This window comes from Sulfitobacter sp. 1A12056 (genome assembly GCF_043558125.1).
Lineage (GTDB): Bacteria > Pseudomonadota > Alphaproteobacteria > Rhodobacterales > Rhodobacteraceae > Sulfitobacter > Sulfitobacter faviae.
The window spans coordinates 371,057-391,142 of sequence record NZ_JBIFFY010000002.1 but is presented as its reverse complement, the minus strand read 5'-3'; the positions used below and the strand labels follow the sequence as shown (position 1 = coordinate 391,142).

Genomic DNA, 20,086 nt, shown 5'->3' with positions numbered 1-20,086 from the left:
TTCAGGCCTCAACCCATTCCTGTCAGGAGAGCATCATGGCAACCGTCGCAGTCACCGACGACACTTTCGACGCCGAAGTCAAAAATTCGGACATTCCGGTTCTGGTCGATTTCTGGGCCGAATGGTGCGGCCCGTGCAAACAGATCGGCCCTTCGCTGGAAGAGCTGTCGGATGAAATGAACGGTCGCGTGAAGATCGTCAAAGTCAACGTCGACGAGAACCCGAACTCGCCCGCCCAAGTCGGCGTGCGCGGTATCCCGGCGCTGTTCATCTTCAAGGACGGGCAGGTCGTGTCCAACCTCGCCGGTGCGCGCCCAAAAGCGGCCCTGCAAAGCTGGATCGAAGAATCCATCTAAGGCCAACGCCTTAGGCATTGAGTTACGAAAACGGGCGTCCTTCGGGGCGCCCTTTTCATTTGGGCAAAGCCGCTGGCCACTGCACCGCAAGCGTGCCCCTGCCTCATAAGCGTCGCCTCTGCTTCGCGCGCAACCGGCGCTGCCCTTGTCCTGCCCTGCCACGGGGGCCATATAGAGCGCCAAGCGACAGGAGGCCCCATGGCACAGAACGACGATTTCCCCGGTTGGCACGGGACCACGATCATTGGCGTCAAAAAAGGCGGCGAAGTGGTGATTGCCGGTGACGGACAGGTCAGCCTTGGCCAGACCGTGATCAAAGGCACCGCGCGCAAGGTGCGCAAGCTCAGCCCCGGCGGCTATGACGTGGTGGCGGGGTTTGCGGGCTCCACCGCGGATGCCTTTACCCTGCTGGAACGGCTGGAGGCCAAATTGGAAGCGACACCGGGTCAATTGGCCCGTGCCAGTGTCGAATTGGCCAAGGACTGGCGCACCGATAAATACCTGCAAAAGCTCGAAGCGATGCTGATCGTGAGCGACGGCAAAGACCTGTTGGTCATCACCGGCGCGGGCGATGTGCTGGAGCCGGAGCATGAGGTCGCCGCCATCGGATCGGGCGGGAACTATGCCCTCGCCGCCGCGCGCGGCATGATGGACAGCGACCGGGACGCCGAAACCATTGCCCGTGATGCCATGGCGATCGCCGCCGACATCTGCGTCTACACCAACGGCAAACTCACCGTGGAGAAAATCACCGCATGACCGACCTGACCCCCCGCGAGATCGTATCCGAACTGGACCGCTATATCATCGGCCAGAACGACGCCAAACGCGCCGTGGCCGTGGCCCTGCGCAACCGCTGGCGCCGCAAACAGCTGAGCGATGACCTGCGCGATGAAGTCTACCCAAAGAACATCCTGATGATCGGCCCCACCGGCGTCGGCAAGACCGAGATCAGCCGCCGCTTGGCGAAGCTCGCCCGCGCGCCCTTCATTAAAATTGAGGCGACGAAATTCACGGAAGTCGGCTATGTCGGCCGCGACGTGGAACAGATCATCCGCGATCTCGTGGACAGCTCTATCGCCATGACCCGCGAGTTCATGCGCGAAGACGTTAAAGCCAAGGCCGAACAGGCCGCCGAGGACCGTGTCATCGACGCCATCGCCGGCACCGATGCCCGCGACGGCACGCGCGAGATGTTCCGCAAGAAACTACGCGCAGGCGAACTTGATGACACGATGATCGAGCTTGAGGTCGCCGATACCTCCAGCACCTTCCCGATGATGGACATTCCCGGCCAGCAAGGCATGGGGATGATGAACCTCGGCGATATTTTCGGTAAAGCCATGGGCGGGCGCACCACCAAGAAACGCATGGCCGTGGCCGATAGCTATGACGTGCTGGTGGGCGAAGAGGCAGACAAGCTGCTCGACGACGAAGCCGTGAACCGCGCCGCCATTGAAGCGGTCGAGCAGAACGGCATCGTCTTCCTTGATGAGATCGACAAGGTCTGCGCCCGTTCTGACGCGCGCGGTGGCGATGTTTCCCGCGAGGGGGTGCAGCGCGACCTGCTGCCGCTGATCGAAGGCACTGTGGTCTCGACGAAATATGGCCCGGTGAAGACCGACCACATCCTCTTCATCGCCTCAGGCGCGTTCCATATCGCCAAGCCTTCGGACCTTTTGCCCGAATTGCAGGGCCGTCTGCCGATCCGCGTCGAACTGCGGGCGCTGACCGAGGATGATTTCGTCCGCATCCTGACCGAGACCGACAATGCGCTTACCCGGCAGTACACCGCCCTGATGGGGACCGAGGAACTGACCGTGACCTTCACCGAAGAGGGCATCGCGGCGCTGGCCAAGATCGCGGCAGAGGTCAACACCTCGGTTGAGAACATCGGTGCGCGGCGGCTTTATACGGTGATGGAACGGGTCTTCGAAGAAGTCTCCTTCGACGCGCCTGATCGCTCGGGGCAAGAGATCACCGTCGATGCGGATTTCGTTGAAAAGAACCTTGGCGAATTGACCCGCTCCACCGATCTCAGCCGCTACGTTCTTTAGGGCTTTCCTTTCCTCCATGCCCCGGCGAAGAAAGGGGCATGGAATACCTCTCATTTCTGCGGCGCAACTGGCTGTTTCTGCTGGCCGGTTTCCTGCTGACCTTCACCTCGTCCTATGGGCAAACCTATTTTATCTCGCTCTTTGCGGGGGCGGTGAAAGGCGACTTTGGCCTCAGCGACGGCCAGTGGGGCGGCATCTATACCATCGGCACGACGTTGTCGGCCATCACCATGGTCTGGGCCGGGGTGCTGACGGACCGCTTTCGCGTGCGGGTGCTGGCCCTTGGCGTGATGCTGGCGCTGGCGGGCGCCTGTTTGGCGATGGCGGCGGTGCCGAATTGGATTGCGCTGATCTTTGTCATCTACGCATTGCGGCTGACCGGGCAGGGGATGATGTCTCAGCTTGGGCAGGTCGCCATGGTGCGCTGGTTTGAGGCCTCGCGTGGCAAGGCGCTTTCGCTATCCTCAATGGGTTTCGCCGCTGGTCAGGCATTTTTGCCGGTGATCTTCGTGGCGCTTTTCGCCAGCTTTCACTGGCGCAGCCTTTGGGTGCTGGCCGCGGTGCTGGTGCTGCTGACGATCCCGGTGATCCAAATGCTGCTGCGGCAAGAGCGCACCCCGCAAAGCATGGCCGATCAGGCGCAGCGCGCGGGTATGAGAGGGCGGCATTGGACCCGGGCCGAGATGTTCCGCTCGGGTCTCTTCTGGATGATCATCCCGCTGGCCATCGGCCCCGCGGCATGGGGCACGGCCCTGTTCTTTCAGCAGGTGCATCTGACCCAAGTGAAGGGATGGGCCTTGGTCGAATTCGTGGCTTTGATGCCGGTCTATACAATCTCGGCGGTGGCCTCGACCTTCCTCTCGGGCTGGGCAATCGACCGTTTCGGCGTCAGCCGCGTTGTGCCGGTGATGATGTTGCCCTTTGCCCTGTCATTCGCGGTGCTCGCCTATGCCGACACGCTCTGGATGGCCGGGATCGGCTTGCTTATTTTTGGCATGGGGCAGGGGATGCAATCCACCGCGCCCGCAACCTTTTGGGCCGAGTATTTCGGCACCCGCCACGTCGGGTCGATCAAGGCGGTGGCGGCGGCGCTGATGGTCTTTGGTTCGGCCATCGGGCCGGGGGTGACGGGGCTGTTCATCGACCTCGGCGTCGATTTCCCGCAGCAGATGCTGCCCATCGCGCTTTACTATCTGATTGCCGCAGGCTTGGCCGCATGGGCGATTGCGCGCTACAAACCGCTGCTGCACAGCTAGCGGTTGCGCCGTAGGTAGACGTAATAGGCCCCGCCGCCGCCGTGGCTGACGTGGGCCTGCGCGACCTGTAGCACGAGACTGCTGAGCGGTGGCATAGACAGCCACTGGGGCACCTGATGGCGCAGCACCCCATCGCGCACGGGGATCGGGCCACCGTCGTCGCGGCGTTTGCCCTTGCCGGTGATGACCAGCACCAACCGCTTGCCGCGCGCATGGGCATCCATAATGAAGCCGTTCAGGGCAGGATGCGCCCGATCAAGCGTCATGCCATGCAAATCGATCCGGCCTTCGGGGCGCAGTTTGCCGCGTTTGAGCTTGCCATAGGCCTTGTTGTCCATCTGAACCGGCGCGGCCTTCATCTGCTCGGCCAATGTCGGGCGCAGGTCGTTGCCCCGCTTTTTCATGGATGGCTGCGGTTTGTTGCCCTGCAAGGCGATCTTGGCCCGCCGAACTTGTGGCGGGGCAGGGGGGGGCGCGTCGATCTCGGGCGTGAAAAGCTTGTTCAGCTCCAGCTCCTCGGTCCGCTCGGTCACCCGGCGCCAAAGTTCGAGATCGTCTTCGTTCAAGCGGCGCCGTTTCATATCGCGCTCTCCGGCAGGAAAGCATAGGCGCGTTGGATTGGCATCAAGACCACCATCCGCCCCGGATCGCGCAGACGTCCCGCCGCGCGGCCCGCTTTGTCGCCAGTGCCAAAGAACACATCCGCACGCTGCGCGCCCTTGATAGCCGAGCCTGTATCCTGCGCGACCATCAGACGGCGCAGAGGTTTATTCCCGTCTTTCTCAATCCAGACCGGCGCGCCGAGCGGCACATGCGACGGGTCAACCGCGATGCTGCGCATGGCGGTGATAGACCGGTTCATCGCCCCCAGCGGCCCCTTATCGGCGGGCACGCGGCTGACTTCGCGGAAAAAGACGTAAGACGGGTTGTGATAGAGCAATTCGCGGCCATCTTCGGGGTTGCGGCGCACCCAGTTCTTGATGACATCGGCGCTGACCTGATGCGCCTCATAGACCCCGCGCCGCACCAATTCGACCCCGACCGAGCGGTAATCATGGCCATTCGCGCCGCGGTAACCCACCCGCAGATAGCTGCCATCGGGCAGGCGAATACGGCCAGAGCCCTGAATTTGCAGAAAGAAAAGCTCAACCGGGTCATCGACCCAAGCGATCTCAAGCCCGCGGTCGCGCATCACGTCGCCATCTAGGATCTCGCGCCTGGTGAGCCAGGGGCGGATCTGCTCGGCCTCGGGGGGCATGGCGTAGATGGGGTATTGAAACCGGGCAGAGGGGTAGAGATCGCCGTCCAACTCAGGTTCGAAATACCCGGTGAAAAGCGCGTCTTTGCCGTCTTCCATCAGAACGGGGCGAAAGAACAATTCGAAAAACTGCCGCGGGTCGGGTCCATCCTTTGCCAGCTTACAGAGCGCGCGCCAATCGACATCTTTCATGTCGCCGCAGGTGCTGGTGAAAACCTCGAAGGCGGAGGCGTGGTCATCTTCGGCCCAGCCCTCAAGCTGGTCGAAATCCATGACAGTATAATGCACCTCTGCTGCTGACGGCGTGTTCATCGACACACCGCCCAACAGCGCCAGTGCGCCAAGCGCACGCGCTACCCGTCTGTGGAAACCAACAGCCAATTCGGATCGTCCGAGCCCATGACACGGGCGAAGACCCATGTATCTTTTTGGCGTTTGATTTCGGTGCTGCTGCCCTCGACAATCTCGCCCTCGCGGTTGCGAACCTCCGAGGTCAGCTCGCCGACGAAGCGGATGGTGAGTTCGGCTTCTTTCGTGGTCTCGTCCATCTTGGCGTCGATCAGTTCCATCTCACGCACGCCGATGAAAGTCGCCTCAATCGTCAGACCTTGGTCCTCCCGCGCGGCGACGCCGTCAACAAAGCTTTCATAGACGTCATCGGCCAGAAACGGCTGAATTTCGCCCAAATCGCCCCGCTCATAGCCCATGACGATCATCTCATAAGCGCCGCGCGCGCCTTGCAGGAAATCGCTAACGCCAAAGGACGGCTCGACCCGCTTCATCTCGGCCAAGGCCTTGCCCGAGGGGCTGTCTTCGGGAACGTGATCGGTGATATCGAGATCCGGGCCACCTTCGATCACTTCAAACGCGGGGCCGCTGCGCGGGCTTGGCGTTTGATCGGTCACCGGGGGCTTTTCAAAACCCTCACGCGTGCCAAGCACGTTTTTCAGCCGCAGGATCAGGAATACGGCGATACCGGCAAGCACCAGAAGCTGTATCAGGGGAGAATTCATCGAAACCTCATTCAGGGGTGGCATGGAAACATGCGAGTTAAGCTCTTATGTAGGTGTTCGACCGGGGCAAGTCCACTCTGCCCCCAGCGAAAGGACTCCGCCGCATGTGGCTATTGATCGCATTTATCGCCGTGCCTCTGATCGAGATCACGCTTTTCATCCAAGTCGGTGGCGCCATCGGCCTTGGCTGGACGCTGGCCGTGGTGGTTTCGACCGCCATTTTGGGCACATGGTTGGTGCGGTCTCAGGGTGCGCTTGCACTTGGGCAGTTGCGCAGTTCCTTCAATGATTTGCGCGACCCGACCGAACCTTTGGTGCATGGCGCGATGATTTTGTTTTCCGGCGCGCTGCTGCTGACGCCGGGGTTCTTCACCGATGCTGTCGGCTTTGCCTTTCTGGTGCCGCGCTTCCGCGCCGCCGCCTATCGCGCGATCCGCGACCGGGTGAAGGTGCAAAGCTTTGGCACGCCGGGCGGCATGGGCCCACGCCCCGGCCCGCAGGGCAGGCGCGACCCGCGCGGCGATGTGATCGACGGCGATTTCCATGAGATCCCCGAACAGCCGCGCCAGACCAAGGGCCCCTCGGGTTGGACTAAGGATTGAGCGGCCCGTGCCGACCTGTTAAGTCCGGGTAGATTTAAGAAATTCACCACAACAGGACACAGAAAATGGCAGAAAACGAAACCGCACAACCCAAGCAGCCGCAGATGCGCGTGCTGGGCCAGTTCATCCGCGACATGTCGTTCGAAAACATCATGGCGCAGAAGGGTGCCCCGGCGGATGTACAGCCCGACGTGCAGGTTCAGGTCAACCTCGACGCGAAAAAGCGTTCGGGCGAGAACCAGTATGAAACCGCGATCAAGCTGAACATCACCTCCAAAGCGAAAGACGGCGACGCGACGCTTTTCGTGCTGGAAATCGACTATGTCGGTATCTTCCAAGTCGAAAACGTGCCGGAAGAGCAGATGCACCCCTATCTGCTGATCGAATGCCCGCGCATGATCTTCCCCTTCCTGCGCCGCATCGTCAGCGACGTGACCCGTGACGGTGGCTTCCCGCCGCTGAACCTTGAGAACATCGACTTCCTGTCGCTCTATCGCAACGAAGTGGCACGCCGTCAGGCCGAAAACCCGCCAAAAGCCGACGCTTAAGCGTCAGCCAAGCTGTTTCCACAGCGCGTCGTCGCCCAGTTTACCGACAAATTCGGCATGGGCGGCGGCTTCGGCCTCTGTCAGACGCGAGGGCAGGGGCGTGGGCCGCGGTTTCGGGGTCCAGCGCGTCTCCGGCTCGCCCGTCTTGCGCTCCGGCGCCGAGGACAGCGCGAAGTCCGGCTGCCGCCCCCCAATCAGTTCCAGATAGACTTCGGCCAAGATCTCACTGTCGAGCAAGGCGCCGTGCAGCGTCCGCGAGGTGTTGTCGATGCCAAAGCGACGGCAGAGCGCGTCGAGCGAAGCGGGTGAGCCCGGAAAGCGTTTGCGCGCAATCTCCAGCGTGTCGAGCGCTTGTTCCCACGGGATCTGCGGCAGGCCCATCCAGCGCAGCTCAGCATTCAGGAATTTGATGTCGAAGGCCGCGTTGTGGATGATCAGCTTGGAATCGCCAATGAAATCCAGAAACTGCCGCCCGATCTGCGCGAACTTGGGCTTGTCGCGCAAAAAGTCATCGCCCAGCCCGTGCACCTGAAAGGCTTCCTCGGGCATGGAGCGTTCGGGATTGATATATTGGTGATAGGTCTCGCCCGTGGCCATGTGGTTCATCAGCTCGACCGCGCCGATCTCGACGATACGGTCGCCGCTTTCGGGGTCAAAGCCGGTGGTTTCAGTATCGAGCACGATTTCACGCATGGCGCAGTCTTTCCCTGATGTCGCGGATCACCGCCCGCACCTGCGCGCGGGCATGGTCGAGCGTGTCGGTCACTATCACATAGTCCGAGCGGGCGCACTTCTCTTCGGCGGGCATCTGCTTGGCGCGGATGGCGTCGAATTGCGCCTCTGTCATCGTGCCGCGCGCCAGTACCCGGTCGCGCTGGACCTCTGCCGGGATCGACACGCAGGCCACCGCGTCCATCGCAGCCTCGCCGCCGGTCTCGAACAGCAGCGGAATGTCCAGCACGGCAATGTCGCTATCCGCCTGCGCCAAAAACGTCGCCCGGTCTTCGGCCACCAGCGGATGCACGATGGCTTCGATCCGGGGCAGGGCGGTCGGATCGGCGGCGATGACCTCTTTCAACGCGGCACGAGAGACGCCACCGCCCTCGATAGCCTCCAGGAAAGCCGCCTGCATCGGCGCCACGGCAGCCCCGCCCGGGGCATAAAGCCGGTGCACCGCCGCGTCGGCATCCCATACAGCGCAGCCTTCCTCGGCAAACATCTTTGCCGTGGTCGATTTGCCCATGCCGATGGAGCCGGTGAGCCCGAGGTGGAACATCAGCGCAGCACCGCCGTTCGCGTGGCGCGGTCGACCTCGGGCCGCTGGCCGAACCAACGCTCGAACGCCGGGACCGCCTGATGCAACAACATGCCCAGCCCGTCGACCGTGACGCAGCCCATATTCTCAGCCGTTTCAAGCAGATGGGTGCGCAGCGGAGCGTAAACGAGATCCGTCACCACGGTGCCGGGGCGCAGCCCATCCAGCGGCACCCGCAAGGCGCCTTTGCCGATCATGCCAAGCGATGTGGTGTTCACCAACAAACTGGCGTGATCGATCATATTGCCCGCCTGCACCCAATCGACGACTTTAACCCGGCCGCCGAAATCGCGCTGCAACTGCTCCGCCCGGACGCGGGTGCGGTTTGACAGGCAGATCTCAGGCACGCCAGTATCCAAAAGCGAGGAGACAACCGCCCGCGCCGCGCCCCCCGCGCCCAAGACCGCCGCCGGTCCGGCCTTCGGATCCCAATCCGGCGCACCGGCCTTGAGATTCTCGATGAAGCCGTAGCCATCCGTATTATCCGCATGAATCTTGCCATCGGCGCGAAAGATCAACGTATTGGCCGCGCCGATCAGAGTGGCCCGGTCAGTGATGAGATCCGCAATCTCCATCACCGCTTCTTTATGGGGGATCGTCAGGTTCACCCCAACAAAGCCCATCTTGGGCAGCGTTCTCAGCACCTCTTCCAGATCATCGGGGGCGACATCAAGCGGCACATAATGCCCGGCGATGCCATAGGTCTCCAGCCAATGGCGATGCAACTGCGGGGATTTGGAATGCGCGATGGGCGATCCGATCACACCGGCGAGGGGGATTTTGGGCAGGCTCATGTCGTGAGGTCTCCGCGCAGCGTCAGGAAATTCAGCAGTTCAAGAAATGGCATACCGAGGACGTGAAAGTAATCCCCCTCAATCTGGGTGAAGAGCCGCACACCTTCCTCTTCCAGCTTGTAGCAGCCCACCGCGTGGCGAATGCTCTCCCAGTTTCGCGCGACGTAGTCTTCTATATAGGCGTCGCTGGCCTCGCGCATACGCAGCCGCACCTGACCTACGTGCCGCCAGAGCGGTTCACCGTTTTCATAAAGTACGGCGGCAGAGAGCAACGAATGCCGATCCCCGCGGAGCCGGTGAAGCTGCGCTATCGCCTCGTCCTGATCATGCGGCTTGTGCAGCATCTCTCCGCGATGTTCCAACACCTGATCGCAGCCCAGAACCAGCGCGCCGGGGTGTCGCTCGCTCACTTTTCGGGCTTTCATCTCGGCCAAGGTATCGGCGATGTCGCGCGGCTTGGCCTCTTCGGCCCGCAGCGCGGCAGTTATCATCTCTTCGTCGATCTTGGCTGGGATCACCTCATGCGGGATCGCGGCCTGCGCCAAGAGCTGCGCCCGGATCTCCGAGCCGGAGGCGAGGATGATTTTCTGCGGCATGTGGATAACCCTGTGATGATCTGGCGCAAATCTTGAGGATTTGTTCTGCGAGATAAAAGTTGACAGCACAAGCCCGCAGATCTCGCCCCGAGTCGCGGTTTTTGTCGCCGATTCCCACCCCGATGAATAGGGATAAGCCGCTTGTGCGTATAACCACGAGACTTCACCGGTTATCCCCGCTTTGATACATTTTGTCCCCCGGAAAATACGCTAGCAAGATCCTGAGAAAATTTAATATTCGCGAATCGGGGCCAGCTTATCCACAGGGGGCCGCGAAGTTTGTTCACCTGTTGATAAGCGGCGGTATAAATCATTAATCCACAGGATTCAGGCGCCCTACAATCAACTACATCTTTTCTCTTTTCTTATTTATTAAGAAAGAAGCACGCACACCGGAGCCTTCCCCATGTTCGATCTTCTCAGCCTCGCTTATCCATGGATCAAAGCGCTCCATATCGTGTCGGTCATCAGTTGGATGGCGGCGCTCTTCTACCTACCGCGGCTCTTCGTGCATCATGTCGAACAGGCGGGCTCCGGCGGGCGGATGCACAAGACTTTCGCGATGATGGAATTCAAGCTCGCTCAGTTCATCATGCGGCCTGCGATGATGGCGACATGGGTTTTCGGCCTCGCCCTCGTTCTGACGCCCGGAATCGTGGATTGGACGATGATCTGGCCATGGACCAAGGGGGCCAGTGTCATCGCCATGACGGTTTTCCATGTTTGGCTGAAAAAACAGGTCAAATCCGTCGAAAGCGGCGACAGTACCGTCACGGGCCGTCAGTTCCGGCTTTTGAACGAAGTGCCGACACTGCTGATGATCGTGATCGTCTTCTCAGTGGTCGTGAAATTCTGAGGCAATTGACTCAAGCCGCGCTGCCGCCTATATCTGCGCCACTGTCCCGTCCGGGGCGGTTTCTGCTTGCCACATTCAAATGATCGACCAGCCCGCATTCTGCTGCGGCTGAACAGGATGCTCCATGACAACCGAAACGCTGAACCTCGCTGATCTCAAGGCGCAGACGCCGAAAAACCTGCTCGCCATGGCCGAAGAGCTGGAGATCGAAAACGCCTCGACCATGCGTAAAGGCGAGATGATGTTCCAGATTCTCCGCGAACGTGCGGATGACGGTTGGGAGATCTCGGGCGACGGCGTGTTGGAAGTGCTGCAAGACGGATTCGGTTTTCTGCGCTCTCCCGAAGCGAACTACCTGCCGGGCCCCGATGACATCTACGTCTCGCCCGACATGATCCGCAAATGGTCGCTGCGCACCGGGGACACTATCGAGGGGCTGATCAAGGCGCCCGATGACACCGAACGCTATTTCGCGCTGACCGAGGTCACCAAGATCAACTTCGAGGCGCCCGAGAAGGCGCGCCACAAGGTTGCCTTCGAGAACCTCACGCCGCTTTACCCCGACGAGCGTCTGACGATGGAGGTTGATGACCCCACGATCAAGGACCGCTCCGCGCGGATCATCGATCTGGTCTCGCCCATCGGTAAGGGCCAGCGCTCGCTGATCGTGGCCCCGCCGCGCACCGGTAAGACCGTGCTGCTGCAAAACATCGCTAACAGCATCGAGAAAAACCACCCGGAGTGCTACCTGATCGTCCTGCTGATCGACGAACGGCCCGAGGAAGTCACCGACATGCAGCGGTCGGTGAAGGGGGAGGTCGTCTCCTCCACCTTTGACGAGCCGGCCACGCGCCACGTCGCCGTCTCCGAGATGGTCATCGAAAAGGCCAAGCGCCTCGTCGAGCACAAGCGCGACGTTGTTATCCTGCTCGATTCGATCACCCGTCTGGGTCGCGCCTTCAATACCGTGGTGCCGTCCTCGGGCAAGGTCCTGACCGGTGGTGTCGACGCTAATGCCCTGCAACGCCCGAAGCGTTTCTTCGGGGCCGCGCGGAACATCGAAGAGGGAGGCTCGCTCACCATTATCGCCACCGCGCTGATCGACACCGGCAGCCGCATGGACGAGGTGATCTTTGAAGAGTTCAAGGGCACCGGCAACTCCGAGATCGTGCTGGACCGCAAGATCGCCGACAAGCGCGTTTTCCCGGCGATCGACATCCTCAAGTCCGGCACCCGGAAGGAGGATCTTCTGGTCGACAAGGTGGACCTGCAGAAAACCTTCGTCCTGCGCCGCATCCTCAACCCGATGGGCACCACCGACGCCATCGAATTCCTGCTCGGCAAGCTCAAGCAAACTAAGTCGAATTCTGACTTCTTCGACTCCATGAACACCTGAGTTATTAAGTAATAACAATAGGTTAGTGAAATATGGACACGATATTCGCCCAAGCGTCAGCGCCGGGCCGTGCCGGGGTTGCGGTGATCCGCATTTCCGGCCCACAGTCCTTCGCGATTGCGCAGGAGATTTCCGGCAAACGTCCTGAAGGACGCGAAAGCGTGTTGCGAAACCTCCGCGGCACGGGCGGAGAGGTTATCGACCAAGCTCTGGTCCTAAGCTTCCCCGGGCCAAATTCCTTTACAGGCGAAGATGTAGTTGAATTTCAACTCCATGGCTCCATCGCCGTGGTCCGGGCGATGCTTTCCCTGCTGTCGACCTTCCCCGAAACTCGGATGGCCGAAGCGGGGGAGTTCACCCGCCGTGCGCTAGAGAATGAAAAGCTGGATCTCGCGCAGGTCGAAGGGCTGGCAGATCTCATCGAAGCCGAAACAGAAGCACAGCGAAAGCAAGCGCTTCGCGTTTTGTCGGGCCACCTCGGCGCACGGGTCGAAGATTGGCGAAAAGACCTGATCCGCGCCGCTGCGCTTCTGGAGGCCACGATCGACTTCGCGGATGAAGAAGTGCCCGTCAATGTCACCCCCGAGGTAGAGGCGCTGCTCTCGAAGGTCGGCAAGGAATTGCAGGCCGAAGCGGAAGGCACCTATGTCGCTGAACGGGTTCGAAATAGCTTCGAAGTCGCGATCATCGGTGCGCCAAATGCGGGTAAGTCGACGCTCTTGAATGCGCTAGCGGGACGCGACGCAGCGATCACCTCTGAAATCGCGGGCACTACCCGCGACGTAATCGAAGTTCGAATGGACCTCGGCGGGCTGCCGGTCACCCTGTTGGATACGGCGGGTCTCCGCGAGAGCGAAGATAAAGTTGAAACCATCGGGATTGAACGCGCAATCGAACGCGCCGGGGCGGCGGATCTGCGGGTGTTTCTCGCGGCGCCGGATGAGGCCTTGGCCCTTACGCCAGAGGAAGAGGATATTGTTCTCCACCCCAAGGCAGATCTCGTTGGTATTGAGGCGAACGGTATCTCAGGGAAGACCGGGCAGGGCGTGTCAGAGCTCATCGACCGCATTCAATCTACGCTCTCGGAACGCAGCTCAAGCATCGGACTTGCGACCCATGAGCGGCATCGCGTCGCCTTGCAGCAAGCCGTCTCGTGTTTGGCTGAAGTAGATGTTATCCTGACTCGGGGACCTGATTTCTATGATTTGGCCGCTGCGGAGCTTCGGTTCGCCATTCGCGCGCTGGAAACTCTAGTGGGCCGCATAGACGTCGAGAACCTGCTGGATGAGATCTTCACCAGCTTTTGCGTTGGTAAATGATGGAGTGTTTCACGTGAAACATTTTGATGTGATCGTGATCGGTGGCGGCCACGCGGGCGCGGAAGCAGCGCACGCTTCGGCACGGCTAGGCGCACCCACAGCGCTCGTCACGATGAGCCGCGATGGGATCGGCGTCATGTCCTGCAATCCGGCCATCGGCGGACTGGGGAAGGGCCATCTGGTACGAGAGATTGACGCGATGGACGGCGTCATGGGCCGCGTTGCCGATAAGGCCGGCATTCAATTCCGTCTCCTAAACCGCCGGAAAGGCCCCGCGGTTCAGGGCCCCCGTGCGCAAGCTGATCGGAAAATCTACCGGACAGAGATGCTCCGCGAAATCGACGCGCAAGCGAACCTCGACATCATTGAAGGAGAGGTTACCGACTTCGTGATGGATGGAGAAGCCGTTGCCGGCGTAGTCTTGGCCGACGGAACGACCATCAAAGCAGCGTCTGTAATTCTCACAACTGGGACCTTCCTCCGAGGTGTCATTCATATCGGAGACGTATCGCACGAAGGCGGCCGCATGGGGGACAAAGCGTCGGTCAAACTGGCCGAACGGATCGATTCCTTTAATCTCCCGATGGGCCGACTAAAGACGGGGACGCCGCCCCGTCTGGATGGCCGCACGATCAACTGGGATATATTGGAAGGGCAGCCCGGGGACGATGACCCCGTCCTGTTTTCCTTCCTCTCCGACAAGGTTTCAGCCCCTCAGGTCGCCTGCGGTATTACCCATACGAACGAGAAAACTCATGAGATCATCAGAGAGAATCTCGATAGGTCCGCAATGTATGGCGGGCATATCGATGGCGTAGGCCCGCGCTATTGTCCGTCGATCGAAGATAAGGTCGTCCGTTTTGCCGACAAAGAGTCGCATCAGGTTTTCCTAGAGCCCGAGGGCGCGGATGATCATACCGTCTATCCAAACGGCATTTCGACCTCTCTTCCGGCAGATGTGCAGGAAGCCTATGTCCGAAGCATGGTTGGCCTTGAGAACGCAACTATTCTGCAACCCGGGTATGCCATCGAGTACGACTACGTCGATCCGCGCGCTCTTTCATCAACGCTTGCGGTCCGTACCGTACCCGGCCTCTATCTCGCCGGACAGATCAATGGTACGACGGGCTATGAGGAAGCGGCCGCGCAGGGACTCGTAGCCGGCTTGAATGCCGCTCTGCGCGCCCAAGGCCGGGATGCGGTGACATTTACCCGTTCCGAAAGCTATATTGGGGTTATGGTCGATGATCTGACGACACGGGGCGTTACGGAACCCTACCGGATGTTCACTTCTCGGGCCGAGTTCCGCCTGTCGCTACGGGCGGACAATGCGGATCAGCGGCTAACTCCATTGGCGATTCAATTAGGCTGTATCTCTGACGCGCGCCGAGATAGATTCGAGGAGAAGGTTTCCTCCCTAGAGGAGACAAAGGCGAAGCTGGAAGGTACGGAGTATACGCCGAAAGAGCTTGCGAGCGCCGGTATCAAAGTCAACCAAGATGGTTCAAAGCGTAGCGGCTATCAGGTTCTCGCGTTTCCCGATGTGAAGTTTGAGGATTTGCTGCCACTTGATCGCAGCCTGGAAGAAACTCCATTCGAGATACGTCGGCAGATTGAACGGGACGCGCTCTACGCAACCTACATCGCTCGACAACAGAAAGAGATCGATGTGCTTAAGAAAGACGAGAACGTTCGTATACCGTCTGATTTTTCCTTCGATGATCTTGCAGGCCTTTCTAACGAGCTGAAGTCGAAGGTATCTTCCGCGCGTCCGGAAACAATAGCACAGGCGGCTCGCATTGATGGAATGACACCAGCCGCGCTGACTTTGATTCTTGCTCGTGTGAAGCGCGGGGCCGGAAAGAAGTCAGCATGAGCACCGAAAATGACCTCGATGTTTCACGTGAAACATTTGAAAAGCTGAAAGCCTTTGCCGAATTGGTGAGGAAATGGAATCCGAAGATTAATTTGGTTTCCAAGAGCAGCTTGGACGACCTTTGGTCTCGCCATATTCTGGATTCCATCCAAATCTTTGAGCTTGCTCCAGGGCCAGGGAATTGGGTAGACCTCGGTAGCGGCGGAGGTTTCCCGGGCATCGTTATTTCGATCCTCAATCAAGAAGAACGCAAATTCGATGTAGTCATGGTTGAAAGTGATCAAAGGAAATCGGCTTTCCTGCGGACGGCCATTCGAGAACTTGATCTTGCCGCAAAGGTGAAAACCGAGAGAATCGAAGAACTCGAATGTCTCGAAGCAGACGTGCTATCTGCCCGCGCTTTAGCCGATCTGACGAAGCTGCTAGGGTTCGCCGAGTTGCATCTTAAACTTGGAGGCATTGCACTTTTCCCTAAAGGTCAAAGCTGGAAGCGTGAAGACCTAGAGGCGCGGCAGGATTGGACCTACGACCTAGAGACGGTAACCAGCAAGACCAATTCGGACGCTGCCATTCTAAAGATTAAGGATATCGCCCGTGTCTGACCTTTCTCGTCCAGCTGGACCGAAAATCATTGCCATTGCAAACCAGAAGGGCGGCGTTGGTAAAACGACGACGACTATCAATCTTGCCGCTGCGCTTGCGGAAGCTGGGAAGCGTATTCTGGTGGTTGATCTGGATCCGCAGGGCAATGCTTCTACAGGTCTTGGGATCGAAGTCGAAGATCGCGAATTTACGACATATGATCTCTTGCTGGACGATAGCCTTCCGCAGGATGTCATTCAGCGCACCGAAACGGATGGGTTACTTATCGTTCCGGCGACGGTTGACCTCAGCTCTGCGGACATCGAACTCTTTTCGAATGAGAAGAGAAGTTTTCTTTTGCACGACGCGCTGCGGCAGACGCAGATGGATCAGTTCAAGTTCGACTATATCTTGATTGATTGCCCGCCTTCACTCAACCTATTGACGGTGAATGCGATGATCGCGGCGCATTCGGTCTTGGTGCCTTTGCAGAGCGAATTTTTCGCACTGGAAGGACTTTCTCAGCTTATGCTGACGATAAGAGAGGTCCGGCAAACCGGGAATAAAGACCTGCGAATTGAGGGCGTTCTACTGACCATGTATGATCGCCGCAATAATCTGTCGCAACAGGTTGAGAATGACGCGCGGGCGAACCTTGGTGAACTGGTGTTCCAAACCGTGATTCCGCGCAATGTTCGGGTGAGCGAGGCGCCGAGCTTTGCCATGCCCGTTTTGAGTTATGATCCCACATCGAAAGGGGCCCAAGCCTACCGCGATTTAGCGGCGGAGCTGACAAGAAACAATGGTTAATAAGGTGGCAGTATGGCAGACAAACAAGAGCGCAAACGGGGCCTTGGCCGGGGGCTTTCGGCACTGATGGCAGACGTAGCGGAGACAGAGAGCGTGGCCGCCAAGGGGGCCGCGGCGGCGGAGCAGTTCGTTCCGATCGAGCGAATTAAACCGAACCCGGATCAGCCTCGTAAGCGGTTTGAGCAAGAGCATCTTGATGATCTCGCGGCCTCAATCAAAGAAAAGGGGGTCATTCAGCCTCTGATTGTCCGCGCTTTGGCCGACGGAAACTTCGAGATCGTTGCGGGTGAGCGGCGCTGGCGGGCCTCGCAGATCGCGAAGGTCCATAGCCTTCCGGTGATCGTGCGCGAGTTCACCGATGTCGAAGTGCTTGAAGTCGCGATCATTGAGAACATCCAGCGGGCAGATCTGAACTCGGTCGAAGAAGCGGCGGGCTATCGTCAGTTGATGGATAAGTTCGGCCATACGCAGGAGAAGATGGCCGAAGCCCTCGGGAAAAGCCGCAGCCATATTGCGAACCTATTGCGTCTGCTGAACCTGCCAGATCCGGTGCAAGAGATGGTGCGCCAGAATGAATTGAGCGCGGGCCATGCGCGGGCGCTGATTCCGGCGAAGGATCCGCTGAAACTGGCGCAGCAGGTCATCAAAGGAGGCCTTTCCGTCCGCGCGACCGAGGCGTTGGTCAAGAAAGATCAGGCCGGTGAGCGCGGTAATATGGTAAATAAAGAGCGTCTCTCGCAGCGCCCAGAGAAGGATGCCGATACACAGGCGCTTGAAGGCGACCTGTCAGCCAACCTAGGTATGAAGGTTAGTTTGGACCATAAACCGGGTCAGGAAGCGGGGAAGGTGACGTTGCACTATACCACGCTTGACCAGTTGGATGAGATCTGCCGTCTCTTGGGCGGCTCTTAAGGCAGAAGCGTTTCGATCACGGCGTTTAGGACGATAACGCCCTGATCTGAAACGATTAACCTGTCTTTCTTACGCGTGGCCATGCCGATGTCTTGCAGGTGATTGACGGCTTTGTCGTCGATCTCATGCCCGGCAATATCGGCGTAACGGGTAAGGTCGACGCCTTCTTTTAGGCGCAGGCCCATCAGGAGAAACTCGGTCGCCTGTTCGCTTCGGCTCAGGGCGGTGCGGGGTTTCTCCGCTTCGCCTTTTGCGACGCCGTCGAGCCACCGCTGTGGATTGCTATAAGCAACCGTCGCGAGTTTCTCTCCGTCCAGCGTCAACCGCCCATGAGCGCCGGGGCCGATGCCGATATAGTCCCCATAGCGCCAATAGATCAGGTTGTGACGCGATTGGGTGCCATCCCGGGCGTGGTTTGACACCTCGTAAGCAGGCATTCCCATGTCATTGCAGATGTCTTGGGTCAGGGTGAACATATCCGCGCCGAGATCTTCGTCGGGCAGGCCGAGAAGTTTTCCGCGGGCGTAACGGTCGCCAAAGGCGGTGCCTTGTTCGATGGTCAGCTGATAGAGCGAAATGTGGTCTATCGCGAGGGATAGAGCCTGTTTCAACTCGGCTTCCCATTCCACGGCGGATTGGTCTTGCCGCCCATAGATTAGATCGAAGCTCACGCGGTCAAAGGTATTACGGGCGATGTCGAAAGCAGTCATCGCTTCTTTCGCCGTATGCAGACGGCCCAAACGTTTGAGATCCGGATCGTTCAGCGCCTGAATGCCCATTGAAACGCGGGACACACCAGCCTGCCGATAGGCGGCGAAGCGCCCGGCTTCGACCGAGCCGGGATTGGCTTCGAGGGTGATTTCCAGATCGTTCGCCGTAGGCCAATGGCGCCGGATCGCGCTGATGATGTCTGCAACGACATCGGGATCCATCAAGCTGGGCGTGCCACCGCCGAAGAAGACAGCATTAAGTACGCGGCCCGGTGTCTCATCCGCAGCGCGCTGAAGCTCGGCAAGATAGGCATCCCGCCAAGCGGCTTGGTCGATCTGGCGGCTAACGTGGCTGTTAAAGTCGCAATAGGGACATTTCGCCTCGCAAAATGGCCAATGGATATAGAGGCCGAAGCCGCCCTGTTGCCAATCTTCAGCCAAAACAGCCCGCAATCAGTTTCGCAAAGGCATCCGCGCGGTGGCTGATGCTGTTTTTCTGCTCGGCGTCCATTTCGCCAAAGGTGACCTCATGGCCGTCAGGTTGGAACATCGGGTCATAGCCGTGACCCTGTTCGCCGCGCATCGGCCAAACCAGCGTGCCGTTCACCTTGCCCGCGAAAACCTCATCATGGCCGTCGGGCCATGCCAGCACCAGCGTTGCGCAGAAACGCGCGCGGCGGGGGTGAGGGGCGTTCTTTTCTTCTAGCAGATTGCGCGTCTTGGTCATGGCCATGACGAAGTCGCGGCCATTCTCTGTTTCGGCCCAATCGGCGGTATAGACGCCGGGTGCATTGTCGAGCGCTTCGACCTCGATGCCGGAATCGTCGGCCAATGCGGGCAAGCCGGTCGCCTTGGCGGCGGCATGCGCCTTGATCCGGGCGTTGCCGACGAAGGTCGTCTCGGTCTCTTCCGGCTCGGGCAGGTTCATCTCTGCCGCGCCGACCACTTCAACCCCGTGGGGGGCGAAGAGCTGGCGCATCTCTGCGAGTTTGCCGGCGTTATGGGTGGCGATCAGAATGCGATTTTCGGTGAACTTGCGGGTCATGCGGTAACCGATTTTTGGATGGTGGCCAGTTCGCCGACGCCTTTTTCGGCCAGGTCCATTAGCTGGTTCATCTGGTCGCGGGTATAGGTTGAGCCTTCGGCGCTCATCTGCACTTCGATCAGCTTGCCGGATCCGGTCATGATGAAGTTGCCATCGACGCCCGCCTCGGAATCCTCGGGGTAGTCGAGGTCGAGCACCGGTTGGCCTGCGTAGATGCCGCAGCTTACCGCCGCGACCGGATCGACCAGCGGGTCAGAAACGACATCGCCCGCTTTCATCAGTTTGTTCACGGCCAGACGCAGGGCAATCCAACCGCCGGTGATGGACGCGCAGCGGGTGCCGCCATCGGCTTGCAGCACGTCACAATCGACGGTGATCTGACGCTCGCCCAAGGCTGAGCGGTCGACCCCGGCCCGCAGGGCACGGCCGATTAGGCGCTGGATCTCGACCGTGCGACCCCCTTGTTTGCCGGAGGCGGCTTCGCGGCGCATCCGCGTGTTGGTGGCGCGGGGCAGCATGCCGTATTCGGCGGTGACCCAGCCCAGACCGGAGCCTTTGATGAACGGCGGCACGCGATCTTCGATCGTCGCGGTGCAGAGCACATGGGTATCGCCCATCTTGATCAGGGCCGACCCTTCGGCATGTTTGGTGAAACCTGTCTCGATCGAGACGGCGCGCATTTCATCGAGTTTCCGGCCAGAGGGACGCATGACATATCCTTTTTGATGTTGCCCGGGGATACCGCCCCACAAGGCTTTGATGCAACCCCGATTGACGTTTGCCCG

General features: G+C 59.7%; 23 protein-coding genes. 13 read left to right on the top strand and 10 right to left on the bottom strand.

Annotation, left to right across the window (positions count from 1 at the left end):
- Nucleotides 1-35 precede the first annotated feature (35 nt).
- The 4 genes from trxA to ACGYLD_RS06225 all read left to right on the top strand — a co-directional run bounded on the left by trxA (nt 36) and on the right by ACGYLD_RS06225 (nt 3,669).
- A complete protein-coding gene (gene trxA, locus ACGYLD_RS06240) occupies nt 36-356 on the top strand; it encodes a thioredoxin (protein ID WP_007118424.1) in 321 nt (106 codons plus the stop codon).
- Between the two features lie 198 nt (nt 357-554).
- The gene (gene hslV / locus ACGYLD_RS06235) at nt 555-1,115 is read left to right on the top strand and encodes an ATP-dependent protease subunit HslV (RefSeq protein WP_271692683.1); all 561 of its coding nucleotides are present in this window, start codon (nt 555-557) and stop codon (nt 1,113-1,115) included.
- Nucleotides 1,112-2,413 (top strand): ATP-dependent protease ATPase subunit HslU, encoded by a 1,302-nt coding sequence (gene hslU / locus ACGYLD_RS06230; RefSeq protein WP_271692682.1) that lies wholly within the window; start codon nt 1,112-1,114, stop codon nt 2,411-2,413. Before hslV ends, hslU begins: the two co-directional genes overlap by 4 nt.
- Before the next feature lie 38 nt (nt 2,414-2,451).
- Nucleotides 2,452-3,669, top strand: a complete 1,218-nt coding sequence (locus ACGYLD_RS06225; RefSeq protein WP_394401684.1) for an MFS transporter — start codon at nt 2,452-2,454, stop codon at nt 3,667-3,669.
- On the opposite strand, the gene ACGYLD_RS06220 is transcribed toward ACGYLD_RS06225, so the two are convergent.
- Genes ACGYLD_RS06220 through ACGYLD_RS06210 form a run of 3 tightly spaced genes read right to left on the bottom strand, consistent with a single transcriptional unit; the run spans nt 3,666 to nt 5,940 of the window.
- The gene (locus ACGYLD_RS06220) at nt 3,666-4,250 is read right to left on the bottom strand and encodes a Smr/MutS family protein (RefSeq protein WP_271692680.1); all 585 of its coding nucleotides are present in this window, start codon (nt 4,248-4,250) and stop codon (nt 3,666-3,668) included. The two genes, ACGYLD_RS06225 and ACGYLD_RS06220, sit on opposite strands and share 4 nt — an antisense overlap.
- The gene (locus ACGYLD_RS06215) at nt 4,247-5,239 is read right to left on the bottom strand and encodes a murein transglycosylase A (protein ID WP_271692679.1); all 993 of its coding nucleotides are present in this window, start codon (nt 5,237-5,239) and stop codon (nt 4,247-4,249) included. The genes ACGYLD_RS06220 and ACGYLD_RS06215 overlap by 4 nt, the downstream gene beginning before the upstream one ends.
- 41 nt (nt 5,240-5,280) lie before the next feature.
- Nucleotides 5,281-5,940: a Tim44/TimA family putative adaptor protein gene (locus tag ACGYLD_RS06210; protein ID WP_394401681.1), complete on the bottom strand. Its 660-nt coding sequence runs from the start codon at nt 5,938-5,940 to the stop codon at nt 5,281-5,283.
- Between the two features lie 104 nt (nt 5,941-6,044).
- Here ACGYLD_RS06210 and ACGYLD_RS06205 point away from each other — a divergent pair, with 104 nt between their 5' ends.
- Complete coding sequence (locus ACGYLD_RS06205; protein WP_394401678.1) at nt 6,045-6,542, top strand: FxsA family protein; 498 nt, start codon at nt 6,045-6,047, stop codon at nt 6,540-6,542.
- A 65-nt stretch (nt 6,543-6,607) separates the two neighbouring features.
- A complete protein-coding gene (gene secB / locus ACGYLD_RS06200; RefSeq protein ID WP_067267736.1) occupies nt 6,608-7,090 on the top strand; it encodes a protein-export chaperone SecB in 483 nt (160 codons plus the stop codon).
- 3 nt (nt 7,091-7,093) lie between these two features.
- On the opposite strand, the gene dnaQ is transcribed toward secB, so the two are convergent.
- Genes dnaQ through ACGYLD_RS06180 form a run of 4 tightly spaced genes read right to left on the bottom strand, consistent with a single transcriptional unit; the run spans nt 7,094 to nt 9,795 of the window.
- Nucleotides 7,094-7,783 (bottom strand): DNA polymerase III subunit epsilon, encoded by a 690-nt coding sequence (gene dnaQ, locus ACGYLD_RS06195; RefSeq protein ID WP_271688639.1) that lies wholly within the window; start codon nt 7,781-7,783, stop codon nt 7,094-7,096.
- Nucleotides 7,776-8,369 carry a dephospho-CoA kinase gene (coaE, locus tag ACGYLD_RS06190; RefSeq protein WP_271693870.1) on the bottom strand — a complete coding sequence of 198 codons (594 nt, stop codon included), beginning with the start codon at nt 8,367-8,369 and terminating at the stop codon, nt 7,776-7,778. The genes dnaQ and coaE overlap by 8 nt, the downstream gene beginning before the upstream one ends.
- The gene (locus ACGYLD_RS06185) at nt 8,366-9,199 is read right to left on the bottom strand and encodes a shikimate dehydrogenase (protein ID WP_394401675.1); all 834 of its coding nucleotides are present in this window, start codon (nt 9,197-9,199) and stop codon (nt 8,366-8,368) included. Before ACGYLD_RS06185 ends, coaE begins: the two co-directional genes overlap by 4 nt.
- Complete coding sequence (locus ACGYLD_RS06180; RefSeq protein ID WP_394401672.1) at nt 9,196-9,795, bottom strand: Maf family protein; 600 nt, start codon at nt 9,793-9,795, stop codon at nt 9,196-9,198. The genes ACGYLD_RS06185 and ACGYLD_RS06180 overlap by 4 nt, the downstream gene beginning before the upstream one ends.
- A 406-nt stretch (nt 9,796-10,201) precedes the next feature.
- On the opposite strand from ACGYLD_RS06180, the gene ACGYLD_RS06175 reads away from it, so the two are divergent.
- The 7 genes from ACGYLD_RS06175 to ACGYLD_RS06145 all read left to right on the top strand — a co-directional run bounded on the left by ACGYLD_RS06175 (nt 10,202) and on the right by ACGYLD_RS06145 (nt 17,546).
- Complete coding sequence (locus tag ACGYLD_RS06175) at nt 10,202-10,651, top strand: CopD family protein (protein WP_271692675.1); 450 nt, start codon at nt 10,202-10,204, stop codon at nt 10,649-10,651.
- A 124-nt stretch (nt 10,652-10,775) separates the two neighbouring features.
- Entirely contained in the window at nt 10,776-12,047 is a 1,272-nt protein-coding gene (gene rho / locus ACGYLD_RS06170) for a transcription termination factor Rho (protein WP_067267859.1), read from the top strand.
- 32 nt (nt 12,048-12,079) lie between these two features.
- Entirely contained in the window at nt 12,080-13,366 is a 1,287-nt protein-coding gene (mnmE, locus tag ACGYLD_RS06165) for a tRNA uridine-5-carboxymethylaminomethyl(34) synthesis GTPase MnmE (protein WP_271692674.1), read from the top strand.
- Between the two features lie 13 nt (nt 13,367-13,379).
- Entirely contained in the window at nt 13,380-15,242 is a 1,863-nt protein-coding gene (mnmG, locus tag ACGYLD_RS06160; protein WP_271692673.1) for a tRNA uridine-5-carboxymethylaminomethyl(34) synthesis enzyme MnmG, read from the top strand.
- On the top strand, nt 15,239-15,844 hold the full coding sequence (gene rsmG, locus ACGYLD_RS06155) for a 16S rRNA (guanine(527)-N(7))-methyltransferase RsmG (protein WP_271692672.1): 606 nt from the start codon (nt 15,239-15,241) through the stop codon (nt 15,842-15,844). The genes mnmG and rsmG overlap by 4 nt, the downstream gene beginning before the upstream one ends.
- Nucleotides 15,837-16,634: a ParA family protein gene (locus tag ACGYLD_RS06150; RefSeq protein WP_271692671.1), complete on the top strand. Its 798-nt coding sequence runs from the start codon at nt 15,837-15,839 to the stop codon at nt 16,632-16,634. The genes rsmG and ACGYLD_RS06150 overlap by 8 nt, the downstream gene beginning before the upstream one ends.
- 12 nt (nt 16,635-16,646) lie before the next feature.
- The gene (locus tag ACGYLD_RS06145) at nt 16,647-17,546 is read left to right on the top strand and encodes a ParB/RepB/Spo0J family partition protein (RefSeq protein ID WP_067267864.1); all 900 of its coding nucleotides are present in this window, start codon (nt 16,647-16,649) and stop codon (nt 17,544-17,546) included.
- Here ACGYLD_RS06145 and hemW read toward each other — a convergent pair.
- The 3 genes from hemW to rph are packed head-to-tail and all read right to left on the bottom strand — an operon-like array spanning nt 17,543 to nt 20,011.
- On the bottom strand, nt 17,543-18,697 hold the full coding sequence (gene hemW / locus ACGYLD_RS06140; RefSeq protein ID WP_271692670.1) for a radical SAM family heme chaperone HemW: 1,155 nt from the start codon (nt 18,695-18,697) through the stop codon (nt 17,543-17,545). The two genes, ACGYLD_RS06145 and hemW, sit on opposite strands and share 4 nt — an antisense overlap.
- Nucleotides 18,690-19,301, bottom strand: coding sequence for an RdgB/HAM1 family non-canonical purine NTP pyrophosphatase (rdgB, locus tag ACGYLD_RS06135; protein WP_271692669.1), 612 nt, complete (start codon nt 19,299-19,301; stop codon nt 18,690-18,692). Before rdgB ends, hemW begins: the two co-directional genes overlap by 8 nt.
- On the bottom strand, nt 19,298-20,011 hold the full coding sequence (gene rph / locus ACGYLD_RS06130) for a ribonuclease PH (RefSeq protein WP_271688630.1): 714 nt from the start codon (nt 20,009-20,011) through the stop codon (nt 19,298-19,300). The genes rdgB and rph overlap by 4 nt, the downstream gene beginning before the upstream one ends.
- Nucleotides 20,012-20,086: the final 75 nt, after the last annotated feature.

Excerpts from the sequence above, each read along its gene's own strand:
- hslV (WP_271692683.1), top strand. The coding sequence starts at position 555 with ATGGCACAGAACGACGATTTCCCCGGTTGGCACGGGACCACGATCATT.
- ACGYLD_RS06185 (WP_394401675.1), bottom strand. The coding sequence starts at position 9,199 with ATGAGCCTGCCCAAAATCCCCCTCGCCGGTGTGATCGGATCGCCCATC.
- ACGYLD_RS06175 (WP_271692675.1), top strand. The coding sequence starts at position 10,202 with ATGTTCGATCTTCTCAGCCTCGCTTATCCATGGATCAAAGCGCTCCAT.
- rdgB (WP_271692669.1), bottom strand. The coding sequence starts at position 19,301 with ATGACCCGCAAGTTCACCGAAAATCGCATTCTGATCGCCACCCATAAC.
- ACGYLD_RS06215 (WP_271692679.1), bottom strand. The coding sequence starts at position 5,239 with ATGAACACGCCGTCAGCAGCAGAGGTGCATTATACTGTCATGGATTTC.
- ACGYLD_RS06220 (WP_271692680.1), bottom strand. The coding sequence starts at position 4,250 with ATGAAACGGCGCCGCTTGAACGAAGACGATCTCGAACTTTGGCGCCGG.
- secB (WP_067267736.1), top strand. The coding sequence starts at position 6,608 with ATGGCAGAAAACGAAACCGCACAACCCAAGCAGCCGCAGATGCGCGTG.
- ACGYLD_RS06205 (WP_394401678.1), top strand. The coding sequence starts at position 6,045 with ATGTGGCTATTGATCGCATTTATCGCCGTGCCTCTGATCGAGATCACG.
- ACGYLD_RS06210 (WP_394401681.1), bottom strand. The coding sequence starts at position 5,940 with ATGAATTCTCCCCTGATACAGCTTCTGGTGCTTGCCGGTATCGCCGTA.
- mnmE (WP_271692674.1), top strand. The coding sequence starts at position 12,080 with ATGGACACGATATTCGCCCAAGCGTCAGCGCCGGGCCGTGCCGGGGTT.
- rho (WP_067267859.1), top strand. The coding sequence starts at position 10,776 with ATGACAACCGAAACGCTGAACCTCGCTGATCTCAAGGCGCAGACGCCG.
- ACGYLD_RS06180 (WP_394401672.1), bottom strand. The coding sequence starts at position 9,795 with ATGCCGCAGAAAATCATCCTCGCCTCCGGCTCGGAGATCCGGGCGCAG.
- ACGYLD_RS06145 (WP_067267864.1), top strand. The coding sequence starts at position 16,647 with ATGGCAGACAAACAAGAGCGCAAACGGGGCCTTGGCCGGGGGCTTTCG.
- rsmG (WP_271692672.1), top strand. The coding sequence starts at position 15,239 with ATGAGCACCGAAAATGACCTCGATGTTTCACGTGAAACATTTGAAAAG.
- trxA (WP_007118424.1), top strand. The coding sequence starts at position 36 with ATGGCAACCGTCGCAGTCACCGACGACACTTTCGACGCCGAAGTCAAA.
- dnaQ (WP_271688639.1), bottom strand. The coding sequence starts at position 7,783 with ATGCGTGAAATCGTGCTCGATACTGAAACCACCGGCTTTGACCCCGAA.
- hslU (WP_271692682.1), top strand. The coding sequence starts at position 1,112 with ATGACCGACCTGACCCCCCGCGAGATCGTATCCGAACTGGACCGCTAT.
- rph (WP_271688630.1), bottom strand. The coding sequence starts at position 20,011 with ATGCGTCCCTCTGGCCGGAAACTCGATGAAATGCGCGCCGTCTCGATC.
- ACGYLD_RS06225 (WP_394401684.1), top strand. The coding sequence starts at position 2,452 with ATGGAATACCTCTCATTTCTGCGGCGCAACTGGCTGTTTCTGCTGGCC.